Source organism: Streptomyces sp. NPDC102462 (assembly GCF_044765425.1).
Taxonomy (GTDB): domain Bacteria; phylum Actinomycetota; class Actinomycetes; order Streptomycetales; family Streptomycetaceae; genus Streptomyces.
The window spans coordinates 59,262-84,450 of record NZ_JBIWKB010000012.1 but is presented as its reverse complement, the minus strand read 5'-3'; the positions used below and the strand labels follow the sequence as shown (position 1 = coordinate 84,450).

Genomic DNA, 25,189 nt, shown 5'->3' with positions numbered 1-25,189 from the left:
AAGAGAGGAATCAGCGGAGCCGCTGCGAGATGACCTTCGACACACCGTCGCCCTGCATGGAGACACCGTAGAGCGCGTCGGCGACCTCCATCGTGCGCTTCTGGTGGGTGATCACGATCAGCTGGGATGCCTCCTGCAACTCCTGCATGATGCGGATCAGCCGCTGGAGGTTGGTGTCGTCGAGGGCGGCCTCGACCTCGTCCATGACGTAGAAGGGGCTGGGCCGGGCCTTGAAGATGGACACGAGCAGCGCGACGGCGGTGAGCGAGCGCTCCCCGCCGGACAGCAGGGACAGCCGCTTGACCTTCTTGCCCGGCGGCCGGGCCTCCACGTCCACGCCCGTGGTGAGCATGTTGTCCGGGTCGGTCAGCACAAGCCGTCCGTCGCCGCCCGGGAAGAGCCGGCTGAAGACGCCCTCGAACTCCCGGGCCGTGTCCCGGTACGCCTCCGTGAAGACCTGCTCGACGCGCTCGTCGACCTCCTTCACCACTTGAAGCAGGTCGGCGCGCGTCTTCTTCAGGTCCTCCAGCTGCTCACTGAGGAACTTGTGCCGTTCCTCCAGCGCCGCGAACTCCTCCAGGGCGAGCGGGTTCACCTTGCCGAGCTGCTGGTAGGCGCGCTCGGCGGCCTTCAGCCGCTTCTCCTGCTCGGCGCGCACGAACGGCCGCGGACGATTGCGCGGGTGCTCCGGGTCGTCGGGCAGCTCCTCGCCCTCGGCGGGCGGTGAGGGCGGCACGGGCTGGTGCGGGCCGTACTCGCCGACGAGCCCGGCCGGCTCCACGCCCAGCTCCTCCAGCGCCTTGGTCTCCAACTGCTCCATCCGCAGCCGCTTCTCCGCGCCGAGCACTTCCCCCCGGTGCACCGAGTCGGTCAGCTTGTCGAGTTCGGCCTTGAGGTCACGCCCGGCGTTCCGGGCGGCGGTCAGCTCCTGCTCCCGGCGCGCCTTGGCCGCCTCGGCGGCGGTGCGCTCCGCGTCGGCCCGGCCCAGCGACACCTCGACGTGCGCGAGCAACTGCCGCGCGCCGAAGGCCACGGCCTGCGCCACCGACGCCTCGTACCGCAGGCGGGCGCGCCGCTGTTCGGCACGCGCGCGTGCCTCGCGTTCGGCGCGGGCGCCCCGGTCGAGCGCGTCGGCCCGGCCGGCCAGTCCCTTGACCCGCTCCTCGTGGGTGCGGACCTGGAGCCGTGCCTCCATCTCGGTCTGCCGGGCGTTGGCACCGTCTGCGGCCAGCCGGTCCCGCACAAAGGTGTCGGGCTCCTCCTCGATCGGCATCTCCTCGGCGACGGCGAGCCGTTCGGCCAGCTCCTCGGCCTCCCGCACGGCCCGGTCCAGTGCCTCCTGCGCCCGGGCCGCCGCCGCGGTGGACCGCTCCGCCTCGCCGGCCGCGCCCCGCGCCTGCCCGGCGAGCCGCCCGAGCTGCTGGGCGACGGCCGACTTCTCCCGGTCGGCGGCCCGGCGCCGCTCCCCCAGCTCCTCCACCAGCGCGGCGCACTCCCGGCGCCGCTCCTGGGCCGCGCCCTGCGCCTCGGTCAGCGCCGCGCACCGCACGCCCAGCTCGTCGAGTTCGGCGGCCGCCTCGTCGACGGACGCCTGCACCTCCAGCAGGCTCGGCGCCCCGGCCGACCCGCCGTGCGCCACATGGGCGCCGAGCAGATCGCCCTCGGCGGTGACGGCGGTCAGCTCGGGCTGCGCCTGGACCAGGTCCTCGGCGTCTTCCAGGGTGCCGACCACGACGACGCCGCGCAGCAGCCGCCGCACGGCGGGCATCAGCTCGGCGGGGCCCTGGACGAGATCGGCGGCGTACGGGGGTCCGTCCGGGCGTGGCTGCCGCGGTACGTCGTCGGGGGCACCGCCGAGCAGCAGCGCCGCGCGGCCCGCGTCCTGCTTGCGCAGCAGCCGGATGGCGTCGGCGGCCGTGGCGGGCGTGGTCACCGCGATGGCGTCCGCTGCAGCGCCGAAGGCCGCCGCGAGCGCGGTCTCGTGGCCCGGCGCCACGGTGAGCAGTTCCGCCGCCGGGCCGAGCACGCCGGTGAGCCGGTCCCTCGCCCCGAGCAGCGCGCCGGTGCCGTCCTTGCGGCGCAGGCCGAGCGCCAGCGCCTCGTGCCGGGCCTGGGTCGCGGCGCGCCGGCGCTCCGCCGCGGTGGCCGCCTCCCGCGCGGCCGTCAGTGCGGACTCCGCCTCGGCCAGCGCCGCCTTCGCCGCGTCGTGCCGCTCGGCGAGTTCGGCGTCGCCGGCGTCGAGGCCGTCGACCTCGGCCTTCAGCGCCTCGTACTCCTCCTGTGCCCGTACGGCCCGCTCCTGGGCCTCGTCTCGTGCCGCGGCCAGCCGGTCGATCTCGGACTGGGCCGCGGCGGCGCGCGAGCGGGCCGCGTTGACCTGCCCGTTCAGCCGGGCCAGGCCCTCGCGGCGGTCGGCGATGGCGCGTGCCATGTCCTTCAGCCGGCGTTCTTCGACGGCGAGTTCGCGTTCCAGTTCGGCGCGGTGGGTGACGGTGTCGTCGAGGGCGCGCTGGGCCGCCTCCAGGGCCGCCTCCAGCTCGGCCTCCTGCTCACGGATGCGGGCGGCCTCCCGTTCCATGTCCTCCGGGTCCCGGCCGCGCCGCTCCTCGGGCGGTGCGGCCGTGGCGCTCTTGACCCGGGCGTTGGCCAGCGAGATCGTCCCGCGTACCCGCTCGGCCAGCTGGGACAGCTCGTACCAGGTCTGCTGGGCGCGCTGCAGCCGGGGCGTGAGCCGGCGCACCTCGTCCTCAAGCAGCGCCTCGCGCTGGAGCGCCTTCCGCAGTTCCTGTTCGGCGGTCTCCTTGCGCTCCTTGAGCGCGGCCTCGTCGGCGATCTCGGCCTTCAGCGCCTCCCGCAGCCGTACCAGGTCGTCGGCGAGCAGCCGCAGCCGCGCGTCCCGCAGGTCGGCCTGGATCACGGCCGCCCGGCGCGCGACCGCCGCCTGCCGGCCGAGCGGCTTGAGCTGGCGGCGCAGTTCGTCGGTGAGGTCCTGCACGCGCGCGAGGTTGGCCTGCATCGCGTCCAGTTTCCTGAGCGCCTTCTCCTTGCGCTTGCGGTGCTTGAGGACGCCGGCGGCCTCCTCGATGAAGGCGCGGCGGCCCGTGGGATCGGCGTGCAGGACGGAGTCGAGCTGGCCCTGGCCGACGATGACGTGCATCTCGCGGCCGATGCCGGAGTCCGACAGCAGTTCCTGGATGTCGAGGAGGCGGCAGGTGTCGCCGTTGATCTGGTACTCGCTGCCGCCGTTGCGGAACATGATCCGCGTGATGGTGACCTCGGAGTACTCGATGGGCAGCGCGCCGTCGGAGTTGTCGATGGTCAGGGACACCTCGGCCCGGCCGAGCGGCGGGCGGCCGGTGGTGCCGGCGAAGATGACGTCCTCCATCTTGCCGCCGCGCAGCGACTTGGCACCCTGCTCGCCCATGACCCAGCTGAGCGCGTCGACGACGTTGGACTTGCCCGAGCCGTTCGGTCCCACGACGCACGTGATCCCCGGTTCGAACCGGAGCGTGGTCGCCGAGGCGAACGACTTGAACCCGCGCAGGGTCAGGGCCTTGAGGTGCACGCCGGTGGACTTTACCCGCCGCCGTCATCTCACTCCATGAACCCTCGCAACCTCGCGGTTTCACGCATGAACATGCAGGGCACACCACACGTTAAAGACGGTGAAAGGATGCGCGGGGCAGGGAAAGACCCGGGCGGCGGGGCCGGGCAAGAAAGAAGGGACGCCGAGGCGTCCCTTGCAACTCTGACAACTTAGCGGTTGATACGGGCGGCCCAACCACTGCGTATGCCGTCGTGGAGCGATGCAGTGATCAGGTGAGCGCAGGCTCCGCCTGGTGTGCGTCGATGCTCTCCATGATCCTGTCGTGAGAAGCGGCAGCCGTCAGCGCCTCGTTCTCGGCCTGGATCCGTACGAGCTCGGATTCCAGGTCCTGGACGCGCTGCTGGAGCCGTCGCATCTCGGCGAGGAGTCGAGGGTCGGAGCCGCCGACGTAACCGAGAAGCGCCTTTGCCATGATGGATGGTCCTCCACACTGAGTGACCGACCGAAGCGGTGTGGGTCGTGAGGGATTCGCACCCGCGGTGCTTGACACTGTCGAGTGTTGCTCTGCCGATGCTCCATGCCAAACAGCTAAGGTGCGCGGGGCTTTCAGCGTCTCACCAAAAAGTTTGACGGTCAACACGATCACGCCCCGTATCGGCGCTCGTCCCGGGGGCGCGCGGCCCGCAAAGGGGCTGCGCTGCGGCTCCTGCGGGGTCCTCAGGGCGTGGCGATCAGTTGTGCCGGGGAGCCTGCCACGACCGGGCGTTCTTGGCAACCACCAGGTCATTTCCGCTTCGGGCGGGTGCCGGTGGCAGGCCCGTCCGCTGCGGCCCGCGGCGCCGCTCCGTGGGGCGTCAGCGTACGGCGAATCCCTCATAGCCCCCGCGGGGTGTGTCCCATATCTCGGTGACGCCGTCCACCCGCCCGGGCGTGTCGCCGCGCTGCAACCAGTCGAGGAGCCCTTCGCAGCCCTCTCGGGGGCCCTCGGCGACCACCTGGACCCGTCCGTCCCCCAGATTGAGAGCAAAACCACTCAGGTCGCCGATCTCCAGGGCCTTGGCGCGCGTGAACCAGCGGAAACCCACGCCCTGGACGTGTCCGCGCACCCAGGCGACCAGCCGTACTTCCTCGCTCATGGCTGCAACCTAACCGGCCAATGTCTCCAGGGGCACTTCCGCCCCAGGCGCCATGCGGTACCGTCCCGACCCAATGAATCTCATATGAAACTCACTCGATCGAGTGAGTTGGGTTGGCCCACGGGATCGCATGGGGGGGTCGACCGCGAGACCGAGGAAGGCCAGGACATGGGACGCCACCGACGCTCCGCCGCCGGCCGCGCCACGGGTCGCGCCACGGGTGTCACCCCGCCGCGCGGCTCCGCTCCGCGGAACCCCGACTCGCGGTACGCGCACGTGGACGGCCGCGCCCCGCTGGGCATCGCCCCCTATCTGAACCCGGGTGCGTACACCGAGGCCGACGCGAGGAGCACGGCGTACCTGTACGCGACGGACGACGGCTATGTCCCCGGGCCGGACAGGGGTCACGGTCCCGGGGCATACGGCGATGACGGACCCGGTGCAGCCGGCGGTCACGGCCCCGGGGCAGCCGGCGGTCACGGCCCCGGGGCGGACGGCGGCGGCTTCTTCGCGGCGGAGCTCGCCGACGCGGACGACGACACGGCCCGTGAGCCCGGGCACCGGCGCAGGAAGAAGGCCGCGACTCCGGTACGCACGGGTCTGCTCGGTGTCTCCGCGGCCGTCGCCCTCGGCACGGTCGCGGTGGCCACGGGCGTGGTGCCCGGACTGGAGGACTACAAGATCGGCGGCACCGGCGGCAGCGACAACGTGCAGGCCGACGGGGCGCCCGGCAACACGGCCACCGAGCAGGGCGGCACCTCCGGTAGCGCCGCACCCGGCCGCGACACCGGCCGGGGCACCAGCCCCGAAACCCCCGGGGCGGCCTCTCCCGCGCCGTCCGCCCCGGCCTCGTCGGCGCCCGCCCCGTCCCGGACGGCGACGACGAAGCCGTCGGCCACGGCCACGCCCACGAAGCCGCGGACCGAGCGACCGTCGGCGCCGGCCGCCGCGGAGCCGGCGAAACCGACGAAGCAGGCGTCCGCGCCGGCGACGGTCTCCGCGCGGGCCGCCGCCGAGGCGGAGGTGCTGCGGCTGGTCAACGAGGAGCGGGCGAAGGTGGGCTGCGACGCCCTGGTGGCGAACGGCGCGCTGGCCCGGCTGGCCGAGGCGTTCAGCGAGGACATGGCCGCGCGTGACTTCTTCGACCACACCGACCCCGACGGGGCGACCCCGTGGGACCGGGCGACCGCGGCCGGCGTCACCGGCCTCGGCGGCGAGAACATAGCCCGGGGGCAGGCCGACGCGGCCGCCGTGATGGCCGCCTGGATGGACAGCCCCGGGCACCGGGCCAACATACTGAACTGCGACTTCAAGACCCTGGGCGTCGGCGTGCACTTCGCCTCCGGCGGCCCCTGGTGGACCCAGGACTTCGGCTACTGACCCGGCCCGGGCCGCAGCGCTGTCTTTTGGTTAGTGCAACCTACCGGTTAGCGCTGTGCTCACGTACGCTTGCGGCATGACCGCGACCCAGGAGCGCCCCACGGAGCAGCGCCTCCCCTACGACGTGTTCGCCCGGGCCTGCCCGTCGCGCGGCACGCTGGAGCATGTCACGGGGCGCTGGGGCGCGCTCACCCTGGGCGCCCTGCACGAGGGCTCGTACCGCTTCAACGAATTGCGCCGCCGTGTCGACGGCGTGAGCGAGAAGATGCTGTCCCAGACGCTGCACGCGCTGGAGCGCGACGGCCTGGTGCACCGCGAGGCCCAGCCGACGAACCCGCCCCGGGTGGACTACGAGCTGACGGCCCTGGGCCGCGAGGTCGCCGAGCGGCTGCTGGCCCTCATCCAGTGTGTGGAGGGCTCCATGGACGACATCCTGACCGCCCGCGCGGCGTACGACGCCCGTACCGCTACCCCCTGACGCGCGGCGGGCGCTGGCACGTCGGGCAGAAATAGCTGGACCTGTTCATCCAGGGGCGGCGGCGTATCGGTGTGCCGCAGCGCCGGCAGGGCAGCCCCTCGCGCCCGTACGCGTCCAGGGACCGGTCGAAGTAGCCCGATTCGCCGTTCACGTTGACGTAGAGGCTGTCGAAGCTGGTGCCGCCGACGGCGAGGGCCGCGTTCAGCACGTCGCGCACATGGCCCAGCAACTCGGCCGTGCGCGGCCGGGTGAAGTGCTCCGTCGGACGCTCGTAGTGGATCCGGGCCCGCCAAAGGGCCTCGTCCGCGTAGATGTTGCCGACGCCGCTGATCAACGACTGGTCCAGCAGGGCCCGTTTGATGGTGGTCCGCTTCCGGCGCAGCGCCCGGTGGAAGGCGTCGTCGTCGAAGAGCGGATCGAGCGGGTCGCGGGCGATGTGCGCGATGACGTCGGGCAGCCCCTCGGGGGTGGTGGGGTGCAACGACAGCCCGCCGAAGGTGCGTTGGTCGACGAAGCGCAGCTCCGTGCCCAGGTCGTCGGCGAACCGCACGCGGATCCTCAGGTGCTTCTCGTCCGGCGCCGCGTGTGGCCGGACCAGCAGCTGACCGCTCATCCCGAGATGGGCCAGGACCGACTGGTCCGTGTCCTCCAGCGGCAGCCACAAGTACTTGCCCCGGCGACGGGGAACGCCCAGGCGGTGGCCCTTGAGGCGGTGGGCGAAGTCGTCGGCGCCGGCCATGTGACGGCGTACGGCACGCGGGTGCAGCACCTCGGTCTCGGCGACGGTGCGGTGCGCGACCCACCGCTCCAGACCGCGGCGTACGACCTCGACCTCGGGCAACTCGGGCATGGGACCCCCGTGACGGACCGTGTGGGAAGCCGAGCGCCCGCCCCCCGTCGGGGGGCGGGCGGTTCGGATGTGCTGGTGGTCAGGCGGGCGCGGCCGTCGCGTCGGGGTCGTCGCCGGCCTCCGCGGCGCCCTGCCCCGTCTTGGCGCGCTCGTCCGCCGCGGCCCGGATGGACCGCCAGGCGGACTCGGCGGCCTGCTGTTCCGCCTCCTTCTTGCTGCGGCCGGTGCCGGTGCCGTACGAGACGCCTCCGACGCGGGCGGCAGCAGTGAAGGTCTTCTCGTGATCGGGTCCGGTCTCCGTGACCAGGTACTCGGGCACGCCGAGCCCTTCCATCGCGGTCAGTTCCTGGAGGCTGGTCTTCCAGTCCAGGCCGGCTCCGAGGTTCGAGGACTTCTCGATCAGCGGGTCGAAGAGCCGGTGCACCAGCTCGGACGCCGCGTCGAGGCCCTGGTCGAGATAGACCGCGCCGATCACCGCTTCGAGGGTGTCGGCGAGGATGGATGCCTTGTCCCGGCCGCCCGTGCCCTCTTCACCGCGGCCGAGCCGGATGAAGGAGCCCAGTTCGAGACCGCGGCCCACCTCCGCGAGCGCACGCGAGTTCACCACCGCGGCCCGCAGCTTGGCCAGCTGGCCCTCGGGCAGGTCGGGGTGGATGCGGTACAGCGTGTCCGTGACGACGAGGCCGAGGACGGAGTCCCCCAGGAACTCCAGCCGCTCGTTCGTCGGCAGACCGCCGTTCTCGTACGCGTAGGAACGGTGGGTCAGTGCTCGCACCAGAAGGGCGGACTCGACCTTGTAGCCGAGCCGCCCTTCCAGAAGCGTGTGGGACGAGGCCGTGTTGTCCGCTGGTCCGCTTCCGCTCGCGCGGGAAGAGTTTTTCTTCGGCGTGGACACAGTGCCTCTCACCAGCCGCTCAGACCTCTAGAACCTGGCGCTTGTTGTAGGTGCCGCACGACGGGCACGCGATGTGCTGCTGCTTGGGCTCGTGGCAGCGCTCGCACGCAACCAGGGTGGGGACCGCAGCCTTCCACTGCGACCGGCGGTGGCGCGTGTTGCTGCGCGACATCTTCCGCTTCGGAACAGCCACGGCTACTTCTCCTGCTTCTCGTCGGCGCGTGCTGATCGAAGCACGTCGCCGCCCATCTCGTCCTTCTCGCCGTCCGTCATGGTGTCGGCGAGTCCCTGCAAAGCCGCCCACCGGATGTCGACGGCGGCATGGTGGTGGTCCGGTTCGTCCGCGAGCCGCGCTCCACACTCGGAGCACAGACCCGGACAGTCGTCCCGGCACACCGGCTGCATCGGCAGTGCGAGCACCACCGCATCGCGCAGCACGGGTTCGAGGTCGATGAGTCCGTCCTCGACGAAGAGCCTGCTCTCGTCGTCCTCGGCGTCGTCGCCCGGTTCCGCGATCACGCGGCCCCGGTCGTCGGCGTCAGGGTACGAGAACATCTCCTGGAAGTCCGCTTCGAGCCGCAGCTCGACCGGCTCCAGACACCTTACGCACTCCCCCTGGGCGTTGGCACGGGCGGTACCCGTGACGAGCACCCCTTCCATGACCGACTCAAGTCGGAGTTCGAGTTCCACCGGGGCGCCTTCCGGTACCCCGACGACCCCCTGCAGACCGAAGTCCCGGGGGGCGTCGACCATGCGGGTCAGCCGCTGGAGCGCGCCCGGACGCCGCCCCAGCTCGTGTGTGTCGAACACGAACGGGTTGCGGTGGTCGAGGCGGGTGTTGGCGGCCATTCCTGCTTTCGGTCTTCTGAACTCAGAGGGACGCCGCCCGGCGGTGTTCCGGGGCAGCGCTGATCGCGGATGTGGGTGCGACCGAAGAGCCAGGATACTGGACCTTTCGCTCACGGCCCAATCCGTGGCCGGCTACAGGCCCCGGCCCTGCTCGTAGGCGCGCAACTGCTCGGCGCTGATCATGCTGGTGTCGAAGAGGCTGGTCTCGTCGAGGGCGTAGCCCTGCTGGGCCGGCGGCCGGCCCTGGGCGTCCTGTGCCGGGTCGTAGCCGGCCTGCTGGGCGTCGTAGCCCTGGAAGGCGGCGTCCGCGGCCGGGGCGTAGCCGGGGGCGGCGTACTGGTCGCTCTGCTGGTAGCCGTACGGGTCCTGCTGCGCGTAGCCCTGCTGGCCCTGCTGGTGCGGGAAGCCGGCGTACGGGTCGGGCTGCTGCTGGTAGCCGTAGGCGGGCTGGGGCTCGTATCCCGCGGCGGGCTGCTGGGCGGGCCGGGGCGGCGCGGGCTGCTGCTGTGCCGGCATCCCGGCCGGGGCGTCGGCCAGGGCGGCGAGGTCGGCGAGGTAGTCGGCGTCGCTGGAGTGCTGGTAGGTCGTCGTGTCGTCGGCGAGGGCGCCGAGGTCGTCGGTGGCGATGCGGCCGTGCAGCTTCTGGCGGCCGCGGCCGACGGCCTCCAGGGTCTTGGCCAGCACCGCTTCGAAGGCGCCCAGCTTGACGTCCACGTACTCGTCGGCGGTGCGCCGCAGGGTCTCCGGGTCGTGGCTGCGCTCGGGGGCGTCCTCGTCCTCGTAGCCGGCCTCGTCCAGGCCGGGGCCGGTGCCCAGCAGCTTCTCGCGGCCACGGCCGACGGAGCCGAGGGTCTTGGTGAGGACGACCTCGAAGTTGGCGAGCTTGGAGTCCACGTAGTCGTCGGCCTCGGCCCGGATCTCCTCGGCCTCCTTGCGGGCCTCGGCGAGGATCCGGTCCGCCTCGGACTGGGAGCGGCGGGCGATCTCGGTGCCGGCGACCAGCGAGCCGCGCTCGGCGTGCGCGCTCTGGATGATCTGCTCGGCCTCCTGGCGGGCCTGCTCGACCATCTGCTCACGGCCGCCGATCAGCTCCTGGGCCTGGGCGAGGGAGCCGGGCAGGGCCTGGCGCACCTCTTCGAGCATCGCGAGCAGGTCGGCGCGGTTGACCACGCACGACGCCGACATGGGCATGGCCCGGGCGCTGGAGACCGCGGCCACGATCTCGTCGAGCTTCTTCTGCACGTCCACCTGTGCTCGCCACTCTCTACAGCTGTGTTGGAGACGGACGGGACGACTGTAGCCCCATCAGTCCTTGCGGAGGCGCTTGTTGAGGGCGTCGAGGACCACCGGGGGCACCAGGTGCGAGACGTCGCCGCCCCATGTCGCGACCTCCTTGACGAGGGAGGAGGAGAGGAAGCTGTAGGTGGGGTTGGTGGGCACGAAGAGGGTTTCGACGCCGGACAGGCCGTTGTTCATCTGCGCCATCTGCAGCTCGTAGTCGAAGTCGCTGACGGCGCGCAGGCCCTTGACGATGGCGGGGATGTCGCGCTCCTTGCAGAAGTCGACCAGCAGGCCGTGGAAGGACTCGACCCGGACGTTGCCGTACTCGGCGGTGACCTGGCGGATCAGGTCGATCCGCTCGTCGATCTCGAACAGGCCCTTCTTGGACTTGTTGATCATGACCGCGACATAGACCTCGTCGTACAGACGGGAGGCGCGGGAGATGATGTCGAGATGTCCGTTGGTGATGGGGTCGAACGACCCGGGACAGACGGCGCGGCGCACTTGTGATCCCTCGCTCTCCGATCCGGTCATCGTGCGTCTTCGCACGTAGAGGCGGCGCGACCGTACCAAAACGTTCCCTCGCCGTAGCGACGGGCCCGGAGCGCTTCGAAGCCGTCCGGCCAGTGGAAATCCCCGCCTCTGGTGCTGCGCTCCACGGTGACGAGGGCTTGCCTGGCGAGCCAGCCCTCCGTGCGGAGTGTGAGCAGGATCTCCCGAAGATCGTCGTCGGATACGGCGTACGGGGGATCGAGGAAGACGATGTCGTACGGCTCGGCCGGCGCCGGCGCGCGCACGACCTGCTCCGCGCGGCCCGCCCTGACCTCGGCGCCCGGCAGGCCCAGGGCGCGCACGTTCTCACGGACCGTGCGGGCGGCCCGGGCATCGGCCTCCACGAGCAGCGTGTGGCCGGCCCCGCGGGACAGCGCCTCCAGGCCGACGGCGCCCGAGCCCGCGTAGAGGTCGAGGACCCGCTCGCCGTCCAGGGGGCCGCCCAGCAGGGACTGCCAGGTGGAGAAGAGCCCTTCACGCGCCCGGTCGGAGGTGGGGCGGGTTCCGTTGCCCGGCGGAACGGCCAGACGGCGTCCGCCGGCCCGGCCGGCGATCACGCGGGTCATCTCGGGTCCTTGTCGGGGTGCTGGGGCACGGGGTGCGCTCGGGTGGTGGCGCTCCCAGTGTCTCAGCCCTTGTCGAGATACTGCTCCCGCTCCTCGTCCAGCAGGGCGTCAAGGGCCGTCCGCAGCCCGGGCAGCCGCTCCAGTTCGGGGTCGGCGGCGACCACCGCGGCCGCCTCCTCGCGGGCCTCGGCGATGATCTCCTCGTCCTCGATGACGGCGAGGACCCGCAGGCTGGAGCGGGCGCCGGACTGGGCCTGGCCGAGGACGTCGCCCTCCCGGCGCTGTTCCAGGTCGATGCGGGACAGTTCGAAGCCGTCGAGGGTGGCGGCGACCGCGTTCAGCCGCTGGCGGGCCGCGCTCGCCTCGGGCATCTCGGTGACCAGCAGGCACAGCCCGGGTGCCGAGCCACGGCCGACACGGCCGCGCAGCTGGTGCAGTTGGGAGACGCCGAAGCGGTCCGCGTCCATGATCACCATGGCGGTGGCGTTCGGCACGTTGACGCCGACCTCGATGACGGTCGTGGCCACCAGGACGTCGGTCTCGCCGGCCGTGAAGCGCCGCATGACCGCGTCCTTGTCGTCGGGCTGCATCCGGCCGTGCAGGACCTCGACCGTCAGGTCGCGCAGGGGGCCGGCCGAGAGCTGGGCCGCCACGTCCACGACGGCCAGCGGGGGCCGCTTCTCGGCCTCGTCCTCCGGTGACTTCCCGGCGCCGCTCTTCTTCGGATCGTCGCCCTCCTCGCCGTCGTCGCCGATGCGCGGGCAGACGACGTACGCCTGGTGCCCGCCCGCGACCTCCTCGCGCACCCGCTCCCAGGCACGCGCGAGGAAGTGGGGCTTGTCGGCGGCCGGCACGACATGGCTCGCGATCGGCGAACGCCCGGCGGGCAGTTGGTCGAGGACGGAGGTCTCCAGGTCGCCGAAGACGGTCATGGCGACGGTCCGCGGGATCGGCGTCGCCGTCATGACCAGCAGATGCGGGGGCTGCCTCCCCTTGCCGCGCAGGGCGTCGCGCTGCTCCACGCCGAAGCGGTGCTGCTCGTCCACGACGACCAGGCCGAGGTCGTGGAACTGCACCTTGTCCTCGATCAGCGCATGCGTGCCGATCACGATCCCGGCCTCCCCGGTGACCAGGTCGAGCAGTGCCTGCCTGCGGGCCGCGGCGCCCATGGAACCGGTGAGCAGCACCACCTTGGTGGCCTGTTCGGCGCCGCCCAGCATCCCGCCCTCGGCCAGCTCGCCCATCATCTCCACGATCGAGCGGTGGTGCTGCTGGGCCAGCACCTCGGTCGGCGCGAGCATGGCGGCCTGGCCGCCCGCGTCCACCACGGCGAGCATGGCGCGCAGCGCGACCATGGTCTTCCCGCTGCCCACCTCGCCCTGGAGCAGCCGGTGCATCGGGTGGTCGGTGGCCAGGTCGTCGAAGATCTCCTGGGAGACCTTGCGCTGGCCGTCGGTGAGCGTGAAGGGCAGCCGGTCGTCGAAGGCGGCCAGCAGGCCGTCGGGGGCGGGTCTGCGCGGCACGGCGGGAAGCTGGGCGTCGGCGTGCCGGCGGCGGGCGAGGGCCACCTGGAGGACGAACGCCTCGTCCCACTTGAGGCGGGCGCGGGCGTCGGCGATGTCCGCCTTGGTGTGCGGGCGGTGGATCTTGAGCAGGGCCTCGGGCAGGCAGACCAGGCCGCGGCCCTCGCGCAGGGACTCGGGCAGCGGGTCCGCGGCGTCGCGGGCGCCGGGCAGCACCGTCTGCATCGCCTTGCCGATCTTCCAGGACTCCAGCTTGGCGGTGGCCGGGTAGATCGGGATCAGGGCGCCGGCCCAGCTCTCCGCGGTCTCCGCGGCCTCGTCGTCGGCGCCGCGCAGCAGTTCGTACGCCGGATGGGCGAGTTGGAGCCGCCGGTTGAAGACGGAGACCTTGCCCGAGAACATCGCGCGGGTGCCCGGCAGGAGTTCCTTGTGCGGCTTGTGCACGCCGTTGCCGAAGAAGACCAGTTGGAGCCGCCCGCTGCCGTCCGTGATCGTCACCTCCAGCCGCTGGCCCTTGCCGCGGGGGGCCCTGGCGGAGGCGAAGGTGTGCAGCCGGGCGTCGGCGACCTGGGCGACCACCGTGACGTGCTCGTCCATCGGGAGGTCGGCGAGGTGGGTGAGCTGCCCGCGCTCCTCGTATCTGCGGGGGTAGTGGTGCAGCAGGTCGCCGACGGTGCGCAGGCCGAGGTGCTCGGCCATCACCTTCGCGGTGGCGGGGCCGAGCACTGACCTCAGCGGTTGGTTCAGTGGTTCTTCCAGTGCGGGCACGAGATCCATTGCACACCACACCACCGACAATGCCGTATACGTCGAGGGAAACCCCTGGTCAGACGGGCTGTTCGGGCTCTAGGATGACGCGCTCAGGACCATGCCCGCGGTCACCGCCTCACCGGACCGCCCGACCCCGCGCCGTCGCGAAGTCCCCCCACCGGCGCTGCGACGATGGACTCCCAGACCTCACAGCAGTCCCAGTTACCCCCATCACCTCATACGTTCCAGGTCGACCTGCGTGGACTGGTGGACCTGCTCTCCCATCACCTGTACTCCAGCCCGAAGGTCTATCTGCGCGAGCTGCTGCAGAACGCGGTGGACGCCATCACCGCCCGGCGGGCCGAACAGCCCGGCGCCCCGGCCCGGGTGCGGCTGCACGCCGACGGCCGCACGCTGCGGGTGGAGGACACCGGCGTCGGGCTCACCGAGCCGGACGTGCACGCCCTGCTGGCGACGATCGGCCGCAGCTCCAAGCGGGCGGACGGCCTTCAGGAGGCCCGCTCGGACTTCCTCGGCCAGTTCGGCATCGGGCTGCTCGCCTGCTTCCTGGTCGCCGAACGCATCCGGGTGGTCAGCCGCAGCGCCCGCACGCCCGGCGCCCCGCCCGTGGAGTGGACCGCGCGCGACGACGGTTCGTACACGGTGCGGACCCTGCCGGACGCCGAGCGGCCCGAGGCGGGCACCACCGTCCACCTGGTGGCGCGGGCCGGGGCCGGCGCCTGGCTCGCGCCCGAGCGGGTCCGCGCGCTGGCACGGGACTTCGGTTCCCTGCTGCCGTACGACGTGCGGGTCGGCGACGAGCCGGTCACCGACCTGCCGGCGCCCTGGGACCGCCCCCACCCCACCCCCGCGGCCCGCCGGGTGGCGCTGGCCCGGCACTGCCACGACCTGTTCGGCTTCACCCCGCTCGACTCGATCGACCTGGACGTGCCGCTGGCCGGCGTCCGCGGGGTGGCGTACGTGCTGCCGGCGGCGGTCAGCCCCGCACAGCGGGCGACGCACCGGGTGCACCTGAAGGGGATGCTGCTCACCGAGCACGCCGAACAGCTGCTGCCCGACTGGGCGTTCTTCGTGCGCTGCGTGCTGGACACGGACAGTCTGCGGCCCACCGCCTCGCGGGAATCGCTCTACGAGGACGAGACCCTGGCCGCCGTGCGGGACGCGCTCGGCGAGCGGATCCGCTCCTGGCTGACCGCGCTGGCGGCGAACGACCCGGAGCGGCTCGCCGGCTTCCTGTCGGTGCACCACCTCGGCGTGAAGTCCCTGGCGCGGCACGACACGCAGATGCTGCGCACGATGCTGCCATGGCTGCCCTTCGAGACGACCGACGGGCAGCTGTCCCTCGAGGAGTTCGCGCGGCGCCACCCGGTGGTGCACTTCACACGCACGGTCGAGGAGTACCGGCAGGTCGCGCCGATCGCGTCCGCGCAGGGCATCGGCGTGGTCAACGGCGGCTACACGTACGACAGCGAACTGGTCGCGGCCCTGCCGTCGGTGCGCCCGGGCACGGTGGTCGCCGAACTGGACGCGGACACCGTGACCGCCCACCTGGACGCGGTGGACCCGGCCGAGGAACTGGCCCTGTCCGGGTTCCTGGCCGCCGCCCGGGCGAAGCTCGACCCGCTGGGCTGCGACGTGGTCCTGCGCGCCTTCCACCCGCTGTCCGTGCCCGCGCTGCACCTGGACGACCGGGCGGCCCGGCACGAGCAGGCCCGCGCCGAGGCCGAGGGGCAGGCCGACGACCTGTGGGCGGCCATCCTCGGCTCGCTGCGCGGCAGCGCCCCGCGCGCGCGGCTCGTGCTCAACCACCTCAGCCCGCTGATCCGCAGGATCGGCGCGCTGCGGGACGCCGAGCTGATCGGCACGGCCACCGAGTCCCTGTACGGGCAGGCCCTGCTGATGGCGCAGCGCCCGCTGCGGCCCGCCGACTCGGCACTGCTCAACCGCGCGTTCATCGGCCTGCTGGAGTGGGCCACACACGGGGAGGACGGTCGCCGATGAGCGGCATCACGGACTTCGACGCGCTGCGCCGGGCGATGGCCGAGAACAGCGAGCGGCCGGAGGGCCCGGCGCGCAACGCGCGCGCGGAACAACTGCTCGCCGACGCGGAGCGGCTGGACATCCCGCTCGCCGTCATCGAAGCGCTCGGACACCAGCTGAAGGTCTACAACTACAGCTCCGAGAAGGACAAGATGTTCGTCCCGTTCGCGCGGCTGCTGCGCATGTGGGACGAGCGCCCGGAGGACTTCGACGCGTACGAGACCCACTCCCTGCACTGGGTCTTCAAGTGGATGTCGGCCGGCATGCTGGACCAGCCGCACATCCCGCTCGCCTCCGTCGAGAGATGGCTGGCCGAGATGGCGCACCGCTACCGGCTGGCCGGGTACTCCGAACGGGCCGTGCACGCGGCCGAGTTCAGCGTCGCCGCGCACATCGGCGAGCTGGACCGCGCCGAGCGGGCGTACGCGGCATGGCTGGCCGCCGACCGGGACGACATGGCCGACTGCCACGCGTGCGAACTGCACGGGCAGGGCGGCTGGCAGGTGCGGCGCGGCCGGGACGCCGAGGCGATCGAGCTGTGGCGGCCGGTCCTGGCGGGCGAGTACACCTGCGCCCACGAGCCGCACACCGTCCTCGCGTCCTCTCTGGCGCCGCTGCTGCGCCTCGGCCGCGCGGAGCAGGCCCGCGCCCACCACCTGCGCGGCTTCCGGCTGGTGCGGCCCATGGAGAGCATGCGCGGCGCGTACGCGGACCATGTGGAGTTCTGCGCGCTGACCGGCAACGAGGCGCGCGGCCTGGAACTGCTCGCCGAGCGTCCTGCGTACTTCACGGACACCGGGCAGCCACGCAGCCGGCTGGACTTCCTCGCCGTGGTGACCCTGCTGATGGACCGCATGACCGAGCTGGGGCTCGGCGGGCAGCGGGTGCCCGGCCCGGAAGGACGGGCGTGGAGCGCGGGGGAACTCGCCGCCCACGCGCGCGCGAAGGCCCTGGAGCTGGCCGCGCGGTTCGACCGGCGCAACGGCACTTCGTACGTCGGCGAGCGCACGCGCACGCGGATGGCGCAGCGCCCGCTCGTGGAACGGCTGCCGCTGGGGGTGCGCACGGCCGTCGTGCGCAGCCCCGCACCGCCCGCGCCCGCCGCCGCCCCGGCAGCCCCGGCGGCCGAGCCCGACCTGCCCGCCCTGCTCGCCGAGGCACGGCGGCTGACGGACACGCTGCGGCCGCACGCCGTCGAGGCGTGGGCGGCGTTCGCCCGAGCCGCCGAGGGCGCCGAGCTGGACGCGCGCACCCGCGCGGAGATCGCCGACCACGCGGCGATGGACCGCGGTCCCGACGGCGTCGAGCTGTTCGAACGGGCCGCCGAGCTGTACGCGGAGGCGGGCGACGCCGGGGAGGCACTGGCGGCACGCGCGCGTGCGGCGTACGTACGCGCCCTGTCGGGCCGCATCGCCGAAGGGCTCGCGACGGTCGCCGGTCCCTACGACGACGTGCTCGCGCTGTACGCCGAGGACGCCACCGGCCTGCGCCAGACGGCGGCGGTGCTGATGAGCCGGGCGCGGATCCTGATGCGGCGGCTGTACGAGGACCATGACGGGGCGCCGGACGCCGCCCCGGCGGCCGAGCGGGCCGTACGGGAGCTGCTGGCCCTGGTCGACGGCCGCACGGAGGGCGACGTACGGCTGATCTCCCGCCTCGCCGAGGGGCGGGCGATGCTCGCGCAGCTCGCCGAGCACTCCGGGGACGTCGACGCGGCGGCCGGCCTGTTCCGGCAGGCCGTGGACCGGTACGTGGACGCGGGACTGCCGTGGTTCGCGGTGGAGTACGAGGCACGGCTGGCCGCCCTCGCCCACCGGCGCGACGACATGGCGGAGGCGGAGCGTGCGCTGCGGGCGGCCCTGGAGCACGGCGGGCCGTACGTGGAGGCCGTCGGCCGGGCCCAGCTGCACCTCCAGCTCGCCGAGGTCGTCGGCGGCCGGGGCGAGCTGCGGGAGGCGGCGGAGCATGCGCTGGAGGCGGCGCACTGGGCCGACGAGGCCGCGCAGAGCGGCACGCTGGGCTCCTGGGCCCGGCACCAGCTGGGCGGCTTCCTGCTGCGGCAGGGGCGGTTCGCGGAGGCCGCCGAGGTGCTGGAGTCGGCGCTGCCCGACCTGAGGGCCGAGACGCACGGCGAGGGCGCGATCGTGCAGACGCAGTGGTGGCTCGGGGACTGCCTGAGCGAGCTGGGCGAGCACCGGGCCGCCGCCGAACGCCGGCTGCAGGCCGCCGAGATCGCCCGGCACTGGCCCGAGCAGCACGATCACGCCACGCTCGCCCATCTCGCCGCCGAGTCCCTGGGGCAGGCCGGGCTGCCCGCCGAGGCGGAACGGGCCTATGCGCGGGCGGGCGGCCTGTGGCGCTCGCTCGGCGACGTCCACGGCCTGGTGCGCTCGCTGCGCGCCCGGGCGTGGCTGGCGCTGGGCGACGCGGCCGGGGCCGACGGGGCGCGGGAGCTGATGACCGAGGCGGTCCGGGAGTGCGCGGCGGCACGGGAGGCGGCCGGCGACGGGCCGGCCCGGCACCGGCTGACGTTCGAACTCGCGCACACGCACCGGCAGTTCGGCGATCTGCTGGCCCGCTCGGTGGCCGAGGAGGCCGACGACGACGCGATCCGGGCCGCGTTCGAGGACGCGCTGTCCCAGATCACCCTGGCGATCGAGGTGTTCGCGGTGCAGGCCGGCGAGGCCCTGCACGAACGCACCGGAGCCGAGCTGGCCGCGGGCTGGCTGGAGGCCGACCTGGGCCGGCCGACCGCGGCGGCCCTACGCGCGCGTACGGTGCTGGAGGCGTACGCGGGGGCCGACGAGGCGGACCGGACGGTACGGGAGCGGCGGGCGGAGGCGGCCCAGATGCTGGACCTCGCGACCCGGCAGGAGGAGGACTGACGTCCGGGGCACTCGACGTCACTCCCGGTCACTCCACGCCGACCAGGAGCAGTGCTCCCTGCCGCCCTCCTCGGTAGACGACCGTGTCGACGGCGAGGTACGACTCGCGCACGCGTGCCTCCAGCCGGTCGGCGGCCTCGGGGGGCGCGTCGTCGCCGAGGACGATGGTGACCAGTTCCCCGCCGGCCTGAAGCATGCGGTCCAGGACGGCCTCCGCGGTGGCGGTGACGTCCGAGCCGATCACCGCGACGTCGCCCTCGATGAGGCCGAGGACGTCGCCGGCCTGGCAGATGCCGGCCATGGTCCAGGACTGCCGTTCGGCGACCGTGACCTCGGCGTAGCGGGTGGCGCCCGCGGCGGAGGTCATCTGGACGACGTCCTCGTCGAAGCGGCGCTCCGGCTCGTGCACGGCGAGCGCGGCGATCCCCTGGACCGCTGAGCGCGTCGGGATGAGGGCGACCCGGACGCCCTCGGCGCGGGCCTCCTCGGCCGCGGCGGCGGCGGTGTGCCGCAGTTCGGCGTCGTTCGGCAGCAGCACGACCTCGCGCGCGTGGGCCCGCCGTACCGCCTCGACCAGTTCGCCGCTCGCCGGCGGCTCGCCGGGACGGGCCAGCACGGTGGTGGCCCCGGCCTCGGTGTACAGCCCGGCCAGTCCCTCACCGGGCACGACCGCGACGACGGCCCGCTGCGCCCGCTCCCGGGGCGGCAGTACGCCGCCGCGGGTGTGGACGTCGCCACGGCCGAAGTGGGTGATCCGGATCCGGTACGGCCGCCCGGCCTCGATGCCCGCCTCCACCGCGGCACCCGCGTCGTCGACGTGCACATGGACGTTCCACAGCCCGTCGCCGCCGACCACGACGAGGGAGTCCCCGAGACCGTCGAGCCGGTCCCGCAGCCGGTCCACGGCGGCGTCGTCGGCCTCCAGCAGATAGATCACCTCGTAGCCGGGGCCGCCCGGCTCCGCCCCGCCCCGGCACCCGGCGTCCTCGGCACCGGCCGCCCCGGGCCCGGACGCGGGTGCGGCGGGCCGCTCCATGTCCGTGCCGGGCGCCACGCGCGCGTACGCCCCGCGTACCGGAACCGCTGCGCCCGGTGCCTCGCCGGTGAACGTCTCGACCAGGGCGGCGAGCACCGCCACCAGTCCCCGGCCGCCCGCGTCGACCACCCCGGCCCGCTCCAGGACGGCCAGCTGCCCCGGGGTCGCCGCCAGGGCCGTGACTGCCCCCGCGTAGGCGGCCCGCGCCACCGCCCCGCAGCCGCCCTCGACGTCCCCGGCCGCTTCCGCCGCCGCCGAGGCGACCGAGAGCACGGTGCCCTCGACCGGATGGGCCACGGCCCGGCGGGCGGAGTCGGCGGCGTGCCGCAGGGCGAGCCGCAGCTCGGGCCCGTCGATGTGGGCCGTTGCACCCGGGCCGCCCGTCCCGTCCTGGCCGGCGCCGGCGGTGAGCACCTGCGCCATGCCGCGCAGCAGCTGCGCGAGGATCGTCCCGGAGTTGCCGCGGGCCCCGATCAGGGCGCCGTGCGCCATGGCGTGCAGGGCCTCGGCCGGCGACGGCGCGGCGTCCTGTCCGGCGCCCGCCTCGTACCCGGAGAACACCGCCTCGACCGCGGCGGCGGCCGACTCCAGCGTCAGGTACAGGTTCGTCCCCGTGTCGCCGTCCGCCACCGGGTAGACGTTGATCGCGTCGATCTCCTCCCGGGCCCGGCCCAGCGCCCGGAGCGCATGACCGCACCAGCTGCGCACCGCGAGAGCATCGAAGAATGTCTGCGGCACCTGGGCCACCTGCGCCTCCCTGAGCCGGCCGGACGTGGACGCAGCGTAGACCCAGGACCCCCGCGGACCCGAGCAGGGCCGCGCACGGGCCCTGAGCTGCCATGGTAGTTTCGTGGTACCGGCGCAGACGTTGTATGCTGCTCCGGTTGCCCGATCCCGATCGGGCCATTCCCCTGGCAACGCCACTCAAGATCTCGGATCCAAGGATCTCGATCCCGGCATGCCGGGATCAACCGTAAGTGCATCTGAAGTCTTTGGAGTGACCCGTGGCTGCCAACTGCGACGTCTGCGGCAAGGGGCCGGGCTTCGGCAACAACATCTCGCACTCGCACCGCCGTACGTCCCGTCGCTGGAACCCGAACATCCAGCGTGTGCGTACCGTGGTCGGCGGGACGCCGAAGCGCGTGAACGCCTGCACCTCGTGCATCAAGGCCGGCAAGGTCTCGCGCTGACGCACTGCTGAGCGCGCGGCCACCGTCGGTTCGCCGCATAGAGCCGGTCCACTTCCGGGTGGACCGGCTTTTTGCCGTGTCCGTACGTCGCGGTGTCTCACCGGTGACGCCGTGTGCCCGCCGGGCGTCCGCGCGGGTCCTCAGCCCTGCCGCAGGCGCCACCCGTGGTCCACGGGACCGATACCGTCGCCCAGTGCGAACCCGCCCGCGATGGCCCCGGTGACGTACTCCTTGGCCGCGGCCACCGCCTCTGGCACGGACCGGCCCCGCGCCAGCCCCACGGCGATCGCGGACGCCAGCGTGCAGCCGGTGCCGTGCGTGTGCCGGTTGTCGAGCCGGGGCGATCTCAGCCAGTGCTCCCGCGTACCGTCCGTGAGCAGGTCCACGGCGTCCCCGGGCAGATGCCCGCCCTTGATCAGCGCCCAGGCCGGCCCGTACGCCAGCAGGGCCGCGGCGGCCTCGCGCATCCCGGACTCCGAGGCGACGCGCACGCCGGTGAGTTGGGCGACCTCGTCCAGGTTCGGGGTGACCACCGTCGCCACCGGAAGCAGCCTCCCGAGCACCGAGTCCAGGGCCGTGGCGGCCAGCAGCGGATCGCCGTGCTTGGAGACGCTGACCGGGTCGACGACCGCGGGCACATCGGTCCCGCCGATCAACTCGGCGACCGCCTCCACGAGTTCGGCGGAGCCCAGCATCCCGGTCTTCACCGCCTGGACGCCGATGTCGTCCACGACGCTGCGGTACTGGGCCCGCACCGCCGCCACCGGCAACTCCCAGGCGCCCTGCACTCCGAGCGAGTTCTGCGCGGTGACCGCGGTGATCACGCTCATGCCGTGCGCACCCAGCGCCAGCATGGTCTTCAGGTCGGCCTGGATGCCCGCTCCCCCGCCGGAGTCGGAGCCGGCGACCGTCAGCACCCTCGGTGGCGGGCTCATGACTCGATGCCCCCGAAGTGGTCCCAGCCGCCCTTGCTGGTCCAGGGCGCCCCGTCGACCGTGACCTGCGGCAGCGCCGAGGGGTTCAGGACCTCGCCGATCACCTTCCAGCGGGCCGGCAGCTTCACGTCCGGCGGGAAGGTCGCCACGATCGCATGGTCCTCGCCGCCCGTCAGCACCCACTGGAGCGGGTCGACGCCGACGGCCTGCCCGATGTCGTTCATCTGGGACGGGATGTCGATGGCGCCGGACCGGATGTCGATGCGGACCTTGCTGGCCTCCGCGATGTGCCCGAGGTCGGCGATCAGACCGTCGCTCACGTCGCACATCGCGGTCGCGCCAAGACCCGCGGCGGCCGGACCCGCGTGATAGGGCGGCTCGGGGCGCCGATGGGCCTCGACGAAGGCGCGCGGCGAGCGAAAACCCCGGGAGAGCACCGCGTACCCGGCGGCGGACCAGCCGAGCCAGCCGGTGACCGCGACGAGGTCGCCGGGCTGCGCGCCCGCCCGGGTCACCGGCTCCTGGTTGCGCAGATCGCCGAGCGCGGTGATCGACACCATGATCGTGTCACCGCGCACCACATCGCCGCCGACCACCGAGGCGCCGGCGACCTGGCACTCGTCGCGCAGCCCGTCCATCAGCTCGCTGGGCCAGGTGACCGGGAGTTCGGCGGGCACGACCAGGCCGAGCAGCAGGGCGGTGGGCACGGCGCCCATGGCCGCGATGTCGGCGAGGTTCTGCGCGGCGGCCTTGCGCCCCACGTCGTACGCCGTCGACCAGTCGCGGCGGAAGTGCCGCCCCTCCAGCAGGATGTCGGTGCTCGCCACCACCCGGCGGTCGGGCGCGGCGACCACCGCGGCGTCGTCGCCGGGCCCCACCCGGACCGCCGGGGTGGTCGTCAGACGGGAGGTGAGCTCCCTGATGAGCCCGAATTCCCCCAGCTCACCAACAGTGCCCTTCATTTCCCTTTCGCCCCTTCTATGCCTGCCCGCGCCCGCTCGCGCTGCATCGTCGTCCTCGATACGGTCGAGACGGCCGTCAACTTCCGTCGTGCCCGCACCCCGGCGCGCGGTCCCCGCTCTCCGCAGGTCTCCCCGTGGCGAGCGGCGACGCGATACCGTGGCGTTCCTTTTCCCCACATGATCCTCGTGGCCGCCCTGGAGGTTCCGTGGTACAGGCGTACATCCTGATCCAGACGGAGGTCGGCAAGGCGTCGACCGTCGCCGAGACGATCAGCAAGCTCCCTGGAGTGATCCAGGCCGAGGACGTGACGGGACCTTATGACGTCATCGTGCGCGCACAAGCGGACACCGTGGACGATCTGGGCCGCATGGTGGTCGCCAAGGTCCAGCAAGTGGACGGCATCACCCGCACCCTGACCTGCCCGGTCGTCCATCTGTAGCCCCCGTCTACCCTTGGCCGGTGAACATCTACCGTCGCCGGCCGTTCGGTCTGCCCGCGCTGGCCCTGCTGATCTCCGTCGCGGGCTGCTCCTCAGCAGACGACGACGCCACCGTCGCGGTTCCCAGCCCGGACGCGAAGACGGCCGGGTTGTGTCAGAACCTGGACAAGGCGCTGCCACGGACGCTGGACGGGCGGAGCCGCAAGGACCCCGAGCCCCGGTCCGCCTTCACGGCGGGCTGGGGAAGCCCGGCGATCATACTGCGCTGCGGTGTCGCCCGGCCGCCGAAGATGGTCGACCCCCGGGTCGCGAAGGGCGACGACCCCGACGCGATCAGTGGCGGCGTGAACGGCGTCGACTGGCTGATGGAGAAGCAGTCCGACGGATCGATGCGGTTCACCACGGCAAACCGCGAGGCATATGTACAGGTAACGCTGCCGAAGGCGGACGCCGACCGGTCGAGTTCAGCGGTACTGGTCGCCCTGGCCCCGGCGGTGAAGAAGGCGATCCCCGAGGGAATCGCCTCAATGACCTGATGGATCCCGCCTACGTTCCTGCAGCACCCGAAGGGGCGCGGGGCTCTGTCGATATGCGGCTCCGCCGCGCGGGCGCGACCAGCCACGACGTACCCGCAGCCGACAACGCAACCGCGGACACCCGAGGACGTCAACCGGCTGAACCGCGGAGCACTCAGCGGAGGCCCGTAGAACGCCGCAGCGCCGCCCGTACCAGCAGGTCCACCAGTTCGGGATAGCTGATCCCGGACGCCTGCCACATCTGCGGGTACATCGAGATCGGCGTGAAGCCGGGCATCGTGTTGATCTCGTTGATCACGAACTCGCCGTCCTCGGTGAGGAAGAAGTCCGCGCGGACCAGTCCCTCGCAGGAGGCCGCCTCGAAGGCCGCCACGGCCAGCCGCCGCACCTCGGCGGTCTCCTCCTCGGACAGCGGCGCGGGCACGATGCCGGGCGTGGAGTCGATGTACTTGGCCTCGAAGTCGTAGTACGCGTGCGCCTCCGGCGGCGGGATCTCGGCCGGTACGGAGGCCCGCGGCCCGTCCTCGAACTCCAGCACCCCGCACTCGATCTCGCGGCCCCGCAGCGCGGCCTCGACCAGGATCTTCGGGTCGTGCGCCTGGGCCTCGGCGATCGCCTCGTCCAGCCCGGACAGGTCGTCGACCTTGGTGATGCCGATCGACGACCCCGCGCGCGCGGGCTTCACGAACAGCGGCCAGCCGTGCTTCCCGGCGAAGTCGACGATCCGTTTGCGGGCCGCGGACTCGTCCCGCGCCCACTCCCGCGGCCGGATCACCAGGTACGGGCCGACCTTGAGCCCGAAGGAGGTGAGGATCCGCTTCATGTACTCCTTGTCCTGGCCGACGGCCGAGGCGAGCACGCCCGAGCCCACGTACGGCACACCGGACAGTTCCAGCAGCCCCTGGAGGGTGCCGTCCTCGCCGTACGGGCCGTGCAGCACCGGGAAGACCACGTCGACCTCGCCCAGCGCCTTCGGCACGGAGCCCGGTTCGCTGTAGACGACCTCGCGGTTGCCGGGGTCGACGGGGAGGACCACGGCCCCCTCGCTCGACTCGGCCAGTTCCTCGACGTCGGGCGTGCGCCGTTCGGCGATGGCCATGCGTTCGGGGGCGTCCGCGGTGAGCACCCAACGCCCGTCCCGCGTGATGCCGATCGGCAGCACGTCGTACTGGGTGCGGTCGATGGCGCGCAGTACGGCGCCCGCGGTGACCATGGAGATCCCGTGTTCGGAGCTGCGCCCGCCGAACACGACGGCCACACGCGGCTTGCGAGGCTGCTGCCCGGGGCTCTGGGGGAGGTTCTCGGTGCTCATATCGCGTTGAGAGTACCCGTTGGTA

General features: G+C 72.9%; 22 protein-coding genes. 7 read left to right on the top strand and 15 right to left on the bottom strand.

Going from position 1 to position 25,189, the window contains the following annotated elements; translation table 11 throughout:
• Positions 1-10: 10 nt before the first annotated feature.
• From smc to ACIRFL_RS13465, 3 genes are all read right to left on the bottom strand, one after another.
• Positions 11-3,565: a chromosome segregation protein SMC gene (gene smc, locus ACIRFL_RS13475; protein ID WP_404027479.1), complete on the bottom strand. Its 3,555-nt coding sequence runs from the start codon at positions 3,563-3,565 to the stop codon at positions 11-13.
• A gap of 250 nt (positions 3,566-3,815) precedes the next feature.
• Positions 3,816-4,019: a hypothetical protein gene (locus ACIRFL_RS13470; protein WP_055623302.1), complete on the bottom strand. Its 204-nt coding sequence runs from the start codon at positions 4,017-4,019 to the stop codon at positions 3,816-3,818.
• A 382-nt stretch (positions 4,020-4,401) separates the two neighbouring features.
• The gene (locus tag ACIRFL_RS13465; protein WP_404027476.1) at positions 4,402-4,683 is read right to left on the bottom strand and encodes an acylphosphatase; all 282 of its coding nucleotides are present in this window, start codon (positions 4,681-4,683) and stop codon (positions 4,402-4,404) included.
• A 168-nt stretch (positions 4,684-4,851) separates the two neighbouring features.
• Here ACIRFL_RS13465 and ACIRFL_RS13460 point away from each other — a divergent pair, with 168 nt between their 5' ends.
• Positions 4,852-6,063, top strand: coding sequence for a CAP domain-containing protein (locus ACIRFL_RS13460; protein WP_404027475.1), 1,212 nt, complete (start codon positions 4,852-4,854; stop codon positions 6,061-6,063).
• 76 nt (positions 6,064-6,139) lie between these two features.
• Positions 6,140-6,541: a winged helix-turn-helix transcriptional regulator gene (locus ACIRFL_RS13455; RefSeq protein ID WP_404027472.1), complete on the top strand. Its 402-nt coding sequence runs from the start codon at positions 6,140-6,142 to the stop codon at positions 6,539-6,541.
• Here ACIRFL_RS13455 and mutM read toward each other — a convergent pair.
• The 8 genes from mutM to recG form a co-directional block, all read right to left on the bottom strand.
• Entirely contained in the window at positions 6,531-7,391 is an 861-nt protein-coding gene (gene mutM / locus ACIRFL_RS13450; protein WP_404027470.1) for a bifunctional DNA-formamidopyrimidine glycosylase/DNA-(apurinic or apyrimidinic site) lyase, read from the bottom strand. The two genes, ACIRFL_RS13455 and mutM, sit on opposite strands and share 11 nt — an antisense overlap.
• Before the next feature lie 79 nt (positions 7,392-7,470).
• Positions 7,471-8,298: a ribonuclease III gene (rnc, locus tag ACIRFL_RS13445; protein ID WP_404027468.1), complete on the bottom strand. Its 828-nt coding sequence runs from the start codon at positions 8,296-8,298 to the stop codon at positions 7,471-7,473.
• Positions 8,299-8,305: 7 nt separating this feature from the next.
• Complete coding sequence (gene rpmF, locus ACIRFL_RS13440; RefSeq protein ID WP_003951102.1) at positions 8,306-8,479, bottom strand: 50S ribosomal protein L32; 174 nt, start codon at positions 8,477-8,479, stop codon at positions 8,306-8,308.
• A 2-nt stretch (positions 8,480-8,481) separates the two neighbouring features.
• Positions 8,482-9,135, bottom strand: coding sequence for a YceD family protein (locus tag ACIRFL_RS13435; RefSeq protein WP_404027467.1), 654 nt, complete (start codon positions 9,133-9,135; stop codon positions 8,482-8,484).
• A gap of 132 nt (positions 9,136-9,267) precedes the next feature.
• Positions 9,268-10,383, bottom strand: a complete 1,116-nt coding sequence (locus tag ACIRFL_RS13430; protein ID WP_404027465.1) for an ATP synthase F0 subunit B — start codon at positions 10,381-10,383, stop codon at positions 9,268-9,270.
• A gap of 57 nt (positions 10,384-10,440) precedes the next feature.
• Positions 10,441-10,920, bottom strand: coding sequence for a pantetheine-phosphate adenylyltransferase (gene coaD, locus ACIRFL_RS13425; RefSeq protein ID WP_351735754.1), 480 nt, complete (start codon positions 10,918-10,920; stop codon positions 10,441-10,443).
• A 26-nt stretch (positions 10,921-10,946) separates the two neighbouring features.
• Positions 10,947-11,534, bottom strand: a complete 588-nt coding sequence (gene rsmD / locus ACIRFL_RS13420) for a 16S rRNA (guanine(966)-N(2))-methyltransferase RsmD (protein WP_404027463.1) — start codon at positions 11,532-11,534, stop codon at positions 10,947-10,949.
• Between the two features lie 62 nt (positions 11,535-11,596).
• Positions 11,597-13,834, bottom strand: coding sequence for an ATP-dependent DNA helicase RecG (gene recG, locus ACIRFL_RS13415; protein ID WP_404027461.1), 2,238 nt, complete (start codon positions 13,832-13,834; stop codon positions 11,597-11,599).
• 165 nt (positions 13,835-13,999) lie between these two features.
• Here recG and ACIRFL_RS13410 point away from each other — a divergent pair, with 165 nt between their 5' ends.
• Together ACIRFL_RS13410 and ACIRFL_RS13405 are read left to right on the top strand one after the other, a co-directional pair.
• Positions 14,000-15,829, top strand: a complete 1,830-nt coding sequence (locus ACIRFL_RS13410) for an HSP90 family protein (protein ID WP_404027458.1) — start codon at positions 14,000-14,002, stop codon at positions 15,827-15,829.
• Complete coding sequence (locus tag ACIRFL_RS13405) at positions 15,826-18,753, top strand: tetratricopeptide repeat protein (protein ID WP_404027456.1); 2,928 nt, start codon at positions 15,826-15,828, stop codon at positions 18,751-18,753. The genes ACIRFL_RS13410 and ACIRFL_RS13405 overlap by 4 nt, the downstream gene beginning before the upstream one ends.
• A gap of 28 nt (positions 18,754-18,781) precedes the next feature.
• Here ACIRFL_RS13405 and ACIRFL_RS13400 read toward each other — a convergent pair whose 3' ends face one another.
• Positions 18,782-20,536 carry a DAK2 domain-containing protein gene (locus tag ACIRFL_RS13400; RefSeq protein ID WP_404027454.1) on the bottom strand — a complete coding sequence of 585 codons (1,755 nt, stop codon included), beginning with the start codon at positions 20,534-20,536 and terminating at the stop codon, positions 18,782-18,784.
• Positions 20,537-20,793: 257 nt separating this feature from the next.
• Here ACIRFL_RS13400 and rpmB point away from each other — a divergent pair, with 257 nt between their 5' ends.
• On the top strand, positions 20,794-20,979 hold the full coding sequence (gene rpmB, locus ACIRFL_RS13395) for a 50S ribosomal protein L28 (RefSeq protein ID WP_003993230.1): 186 nt from the start codon (positions 20,794-20,796) through the stop codon (positions 20,977-20,979).
• A gap of 140 nt (positions 20,980-21,119) precedes the next feature.
• Here rpmB and thiD read toward each other — a convergent pair whose 3' ends face one another.
• A complete protein-coding gene (thiD, locus tag ACIRFL_RS13390; RefSeq protein ID WP_404027452.1) occupies positions 21,120-21,914 on the bottom strand; it encodes a bifunctional hydroxymethylpyrimidine kinase/phosphomethylpyrimidine kinase in 795 nt (264 codons plus the stop codon).
• Entirely contained in the window at positions 21,911-22,876 is a 966-nt protein-coding gene (locus ACIRFL_RS13385; protein ID WP_388712496.1) for a thiamine-phosphate kinase, read from the bottom strand. The genes thiD and ACIRFL_RS13385 overlap by 4 nt, the downstream gene beginning before the upstream one ends.
• A 206-nt stretch (positions 22,877-23,082) precedes the next feature.
• Here ACIRFL_RS13385 and ACIRFL_RS13380 point away from each other — a divergent pair, with 206 nt between their 5' ends.
• Together ACIRFL_RS13380 and ACIRFL_RS13375 are read left to right on the top strand one after the other, a co-directional pair.
• The gene (locus ACIRFL_RS13380; RefSeq protein ID WP_030952852.1) at positions 23,083-23,316 is read left to right on the top strand and encodes an Lrp/AsnC family transcriptional regulator; all 234 of its coding nucleotides are present in this window, start codon (positions 23,083-23,085) and stop codon (positions 23,314-23,316) included.
• 20 nt (positions 23,317-23,336) lie between these two features.
• Entirely contained in the window at positions 23,337-23,852 is a 516-nt protein-coding gene (locus ACIRFL_RS13375; protein ID WP_404027448.1) for a DUF3515 domain-containing protein, read from the top strand.
• 154 nt (positions 23,853-24,006) lie between these two features.
• On the opposite strand, the gene ACIRFL_RS13370 is transcribed toward ACIRFL_RS13375, so the two are convergent.
• A complete protein-coding gene (locus ACIRFL_RS13370) occupies positions 24,007-25,164 on the bottom strand; it encodes a D-alanine--D-alanine ligase family protein (protein WP_404027446.1) in 1,158 nt (385 codons plus the stop codon).
• Between the last annotated feature and the right edge of the window lie 25 nt (positions 25,165-25,189).

Excerpts from the sequence above, each read along its gene's own strand:
- ACIRFL_RS13470 (WP_055623302.1), bottom strand. The coding sequence starts at position 4,019 with ATGGCAAAGGCGCTTCTCGGTTACGTCGGCGGCTCCGACCCTCGACTC.
- ACIRFL_RS13465 (WP_404027476.1), bottom strand. The coding sequence starts at position 4,683 with ATGAGCGAGGAAGTACGGCTGGTCGCCTGGGTGCGCGGACACGTCCAG.
- ACIRFL_RS13460 (WP_404027475.1), top strand. The coding sequence starts at position 4,852 with ATGGGACGCCACCGACGCTCCGCCGCCGGCCGCGCCACGGGTCGCGCC.
- ACIRFL_RS13455 (WP_404027472.1), top strand. The coding sequence starts at position 6,140 with ATGACCGCGACCCAGGAGCGCCCCACGGAGCAGCGCCTCCCCTACGAC.
- mutM (WP_404027470.1), bottom strand. The coding sequence starts at position 7,391 with ATGCCCGAGTTGCCCGAGGTCGAGGTCGTACGCCGCGGTCTGGAGCGG.
- ACIRFL_RS13435 (WP_404027467.1), bottom strand. The coding sequence starts at position 9,135 with ATGGCCGCCAACACCCGCCTCGACCACCGCAACCCGTTCGTGTTCGAC.
- rsmD (WP_404027463.1), bottom strand. The coding sequence starts at position 11,534 with ATGACCCGCGTGATCGCCGGCCGGGCCGGCGGACGCCGTCTGGCCGTT.
- recG (WP_404027461.1), bottom strand. The coding sequence starts at position 13,834 with ATGGATCTCGTGCCCGCACTGGAAGAACCACTGAACCAACCGCTGAGG.
- ACIRFL_RS13410 (WP_404027458.1), top strand. The coding sequence starts at position 14,000 with ATGGACTCCCAGACCTCACAGCAGTCCCAGTTACCCCCATCACCTCAT.
- ACIRFL_RS13405 (WP_404027456.1), top strand. The coding sequence starts at position 15,826 with ATGAGCGGCATCACGGACTTCGACGCGCTGCGCCGGGCGATGGCCGAG.
- thiD (WP_404027452.1), bottom strand. The coding sequence starts at position 21,914 with ATGAGCCCGCCACCGAGGGTGCTGACGGTCGCCGGCTCCGACTCCGGC.
- ACIRFL_RS13385 (WP_388712496.1), bottom strand. The coding sequence starts at position 22,876 with ATGAAGGGCACTGTTGGTGAGCTGGGGGAATTCGGGCTCATCAGGGAG.
- ACIRFL_RS13370 (WP_404027446.1), bottom strand. The coding sequence starts at position 25,164 with ATGAGCACCGAGAACCTCCCCCAGAGCCCCGGGCAGCAGCCTCGCAAG.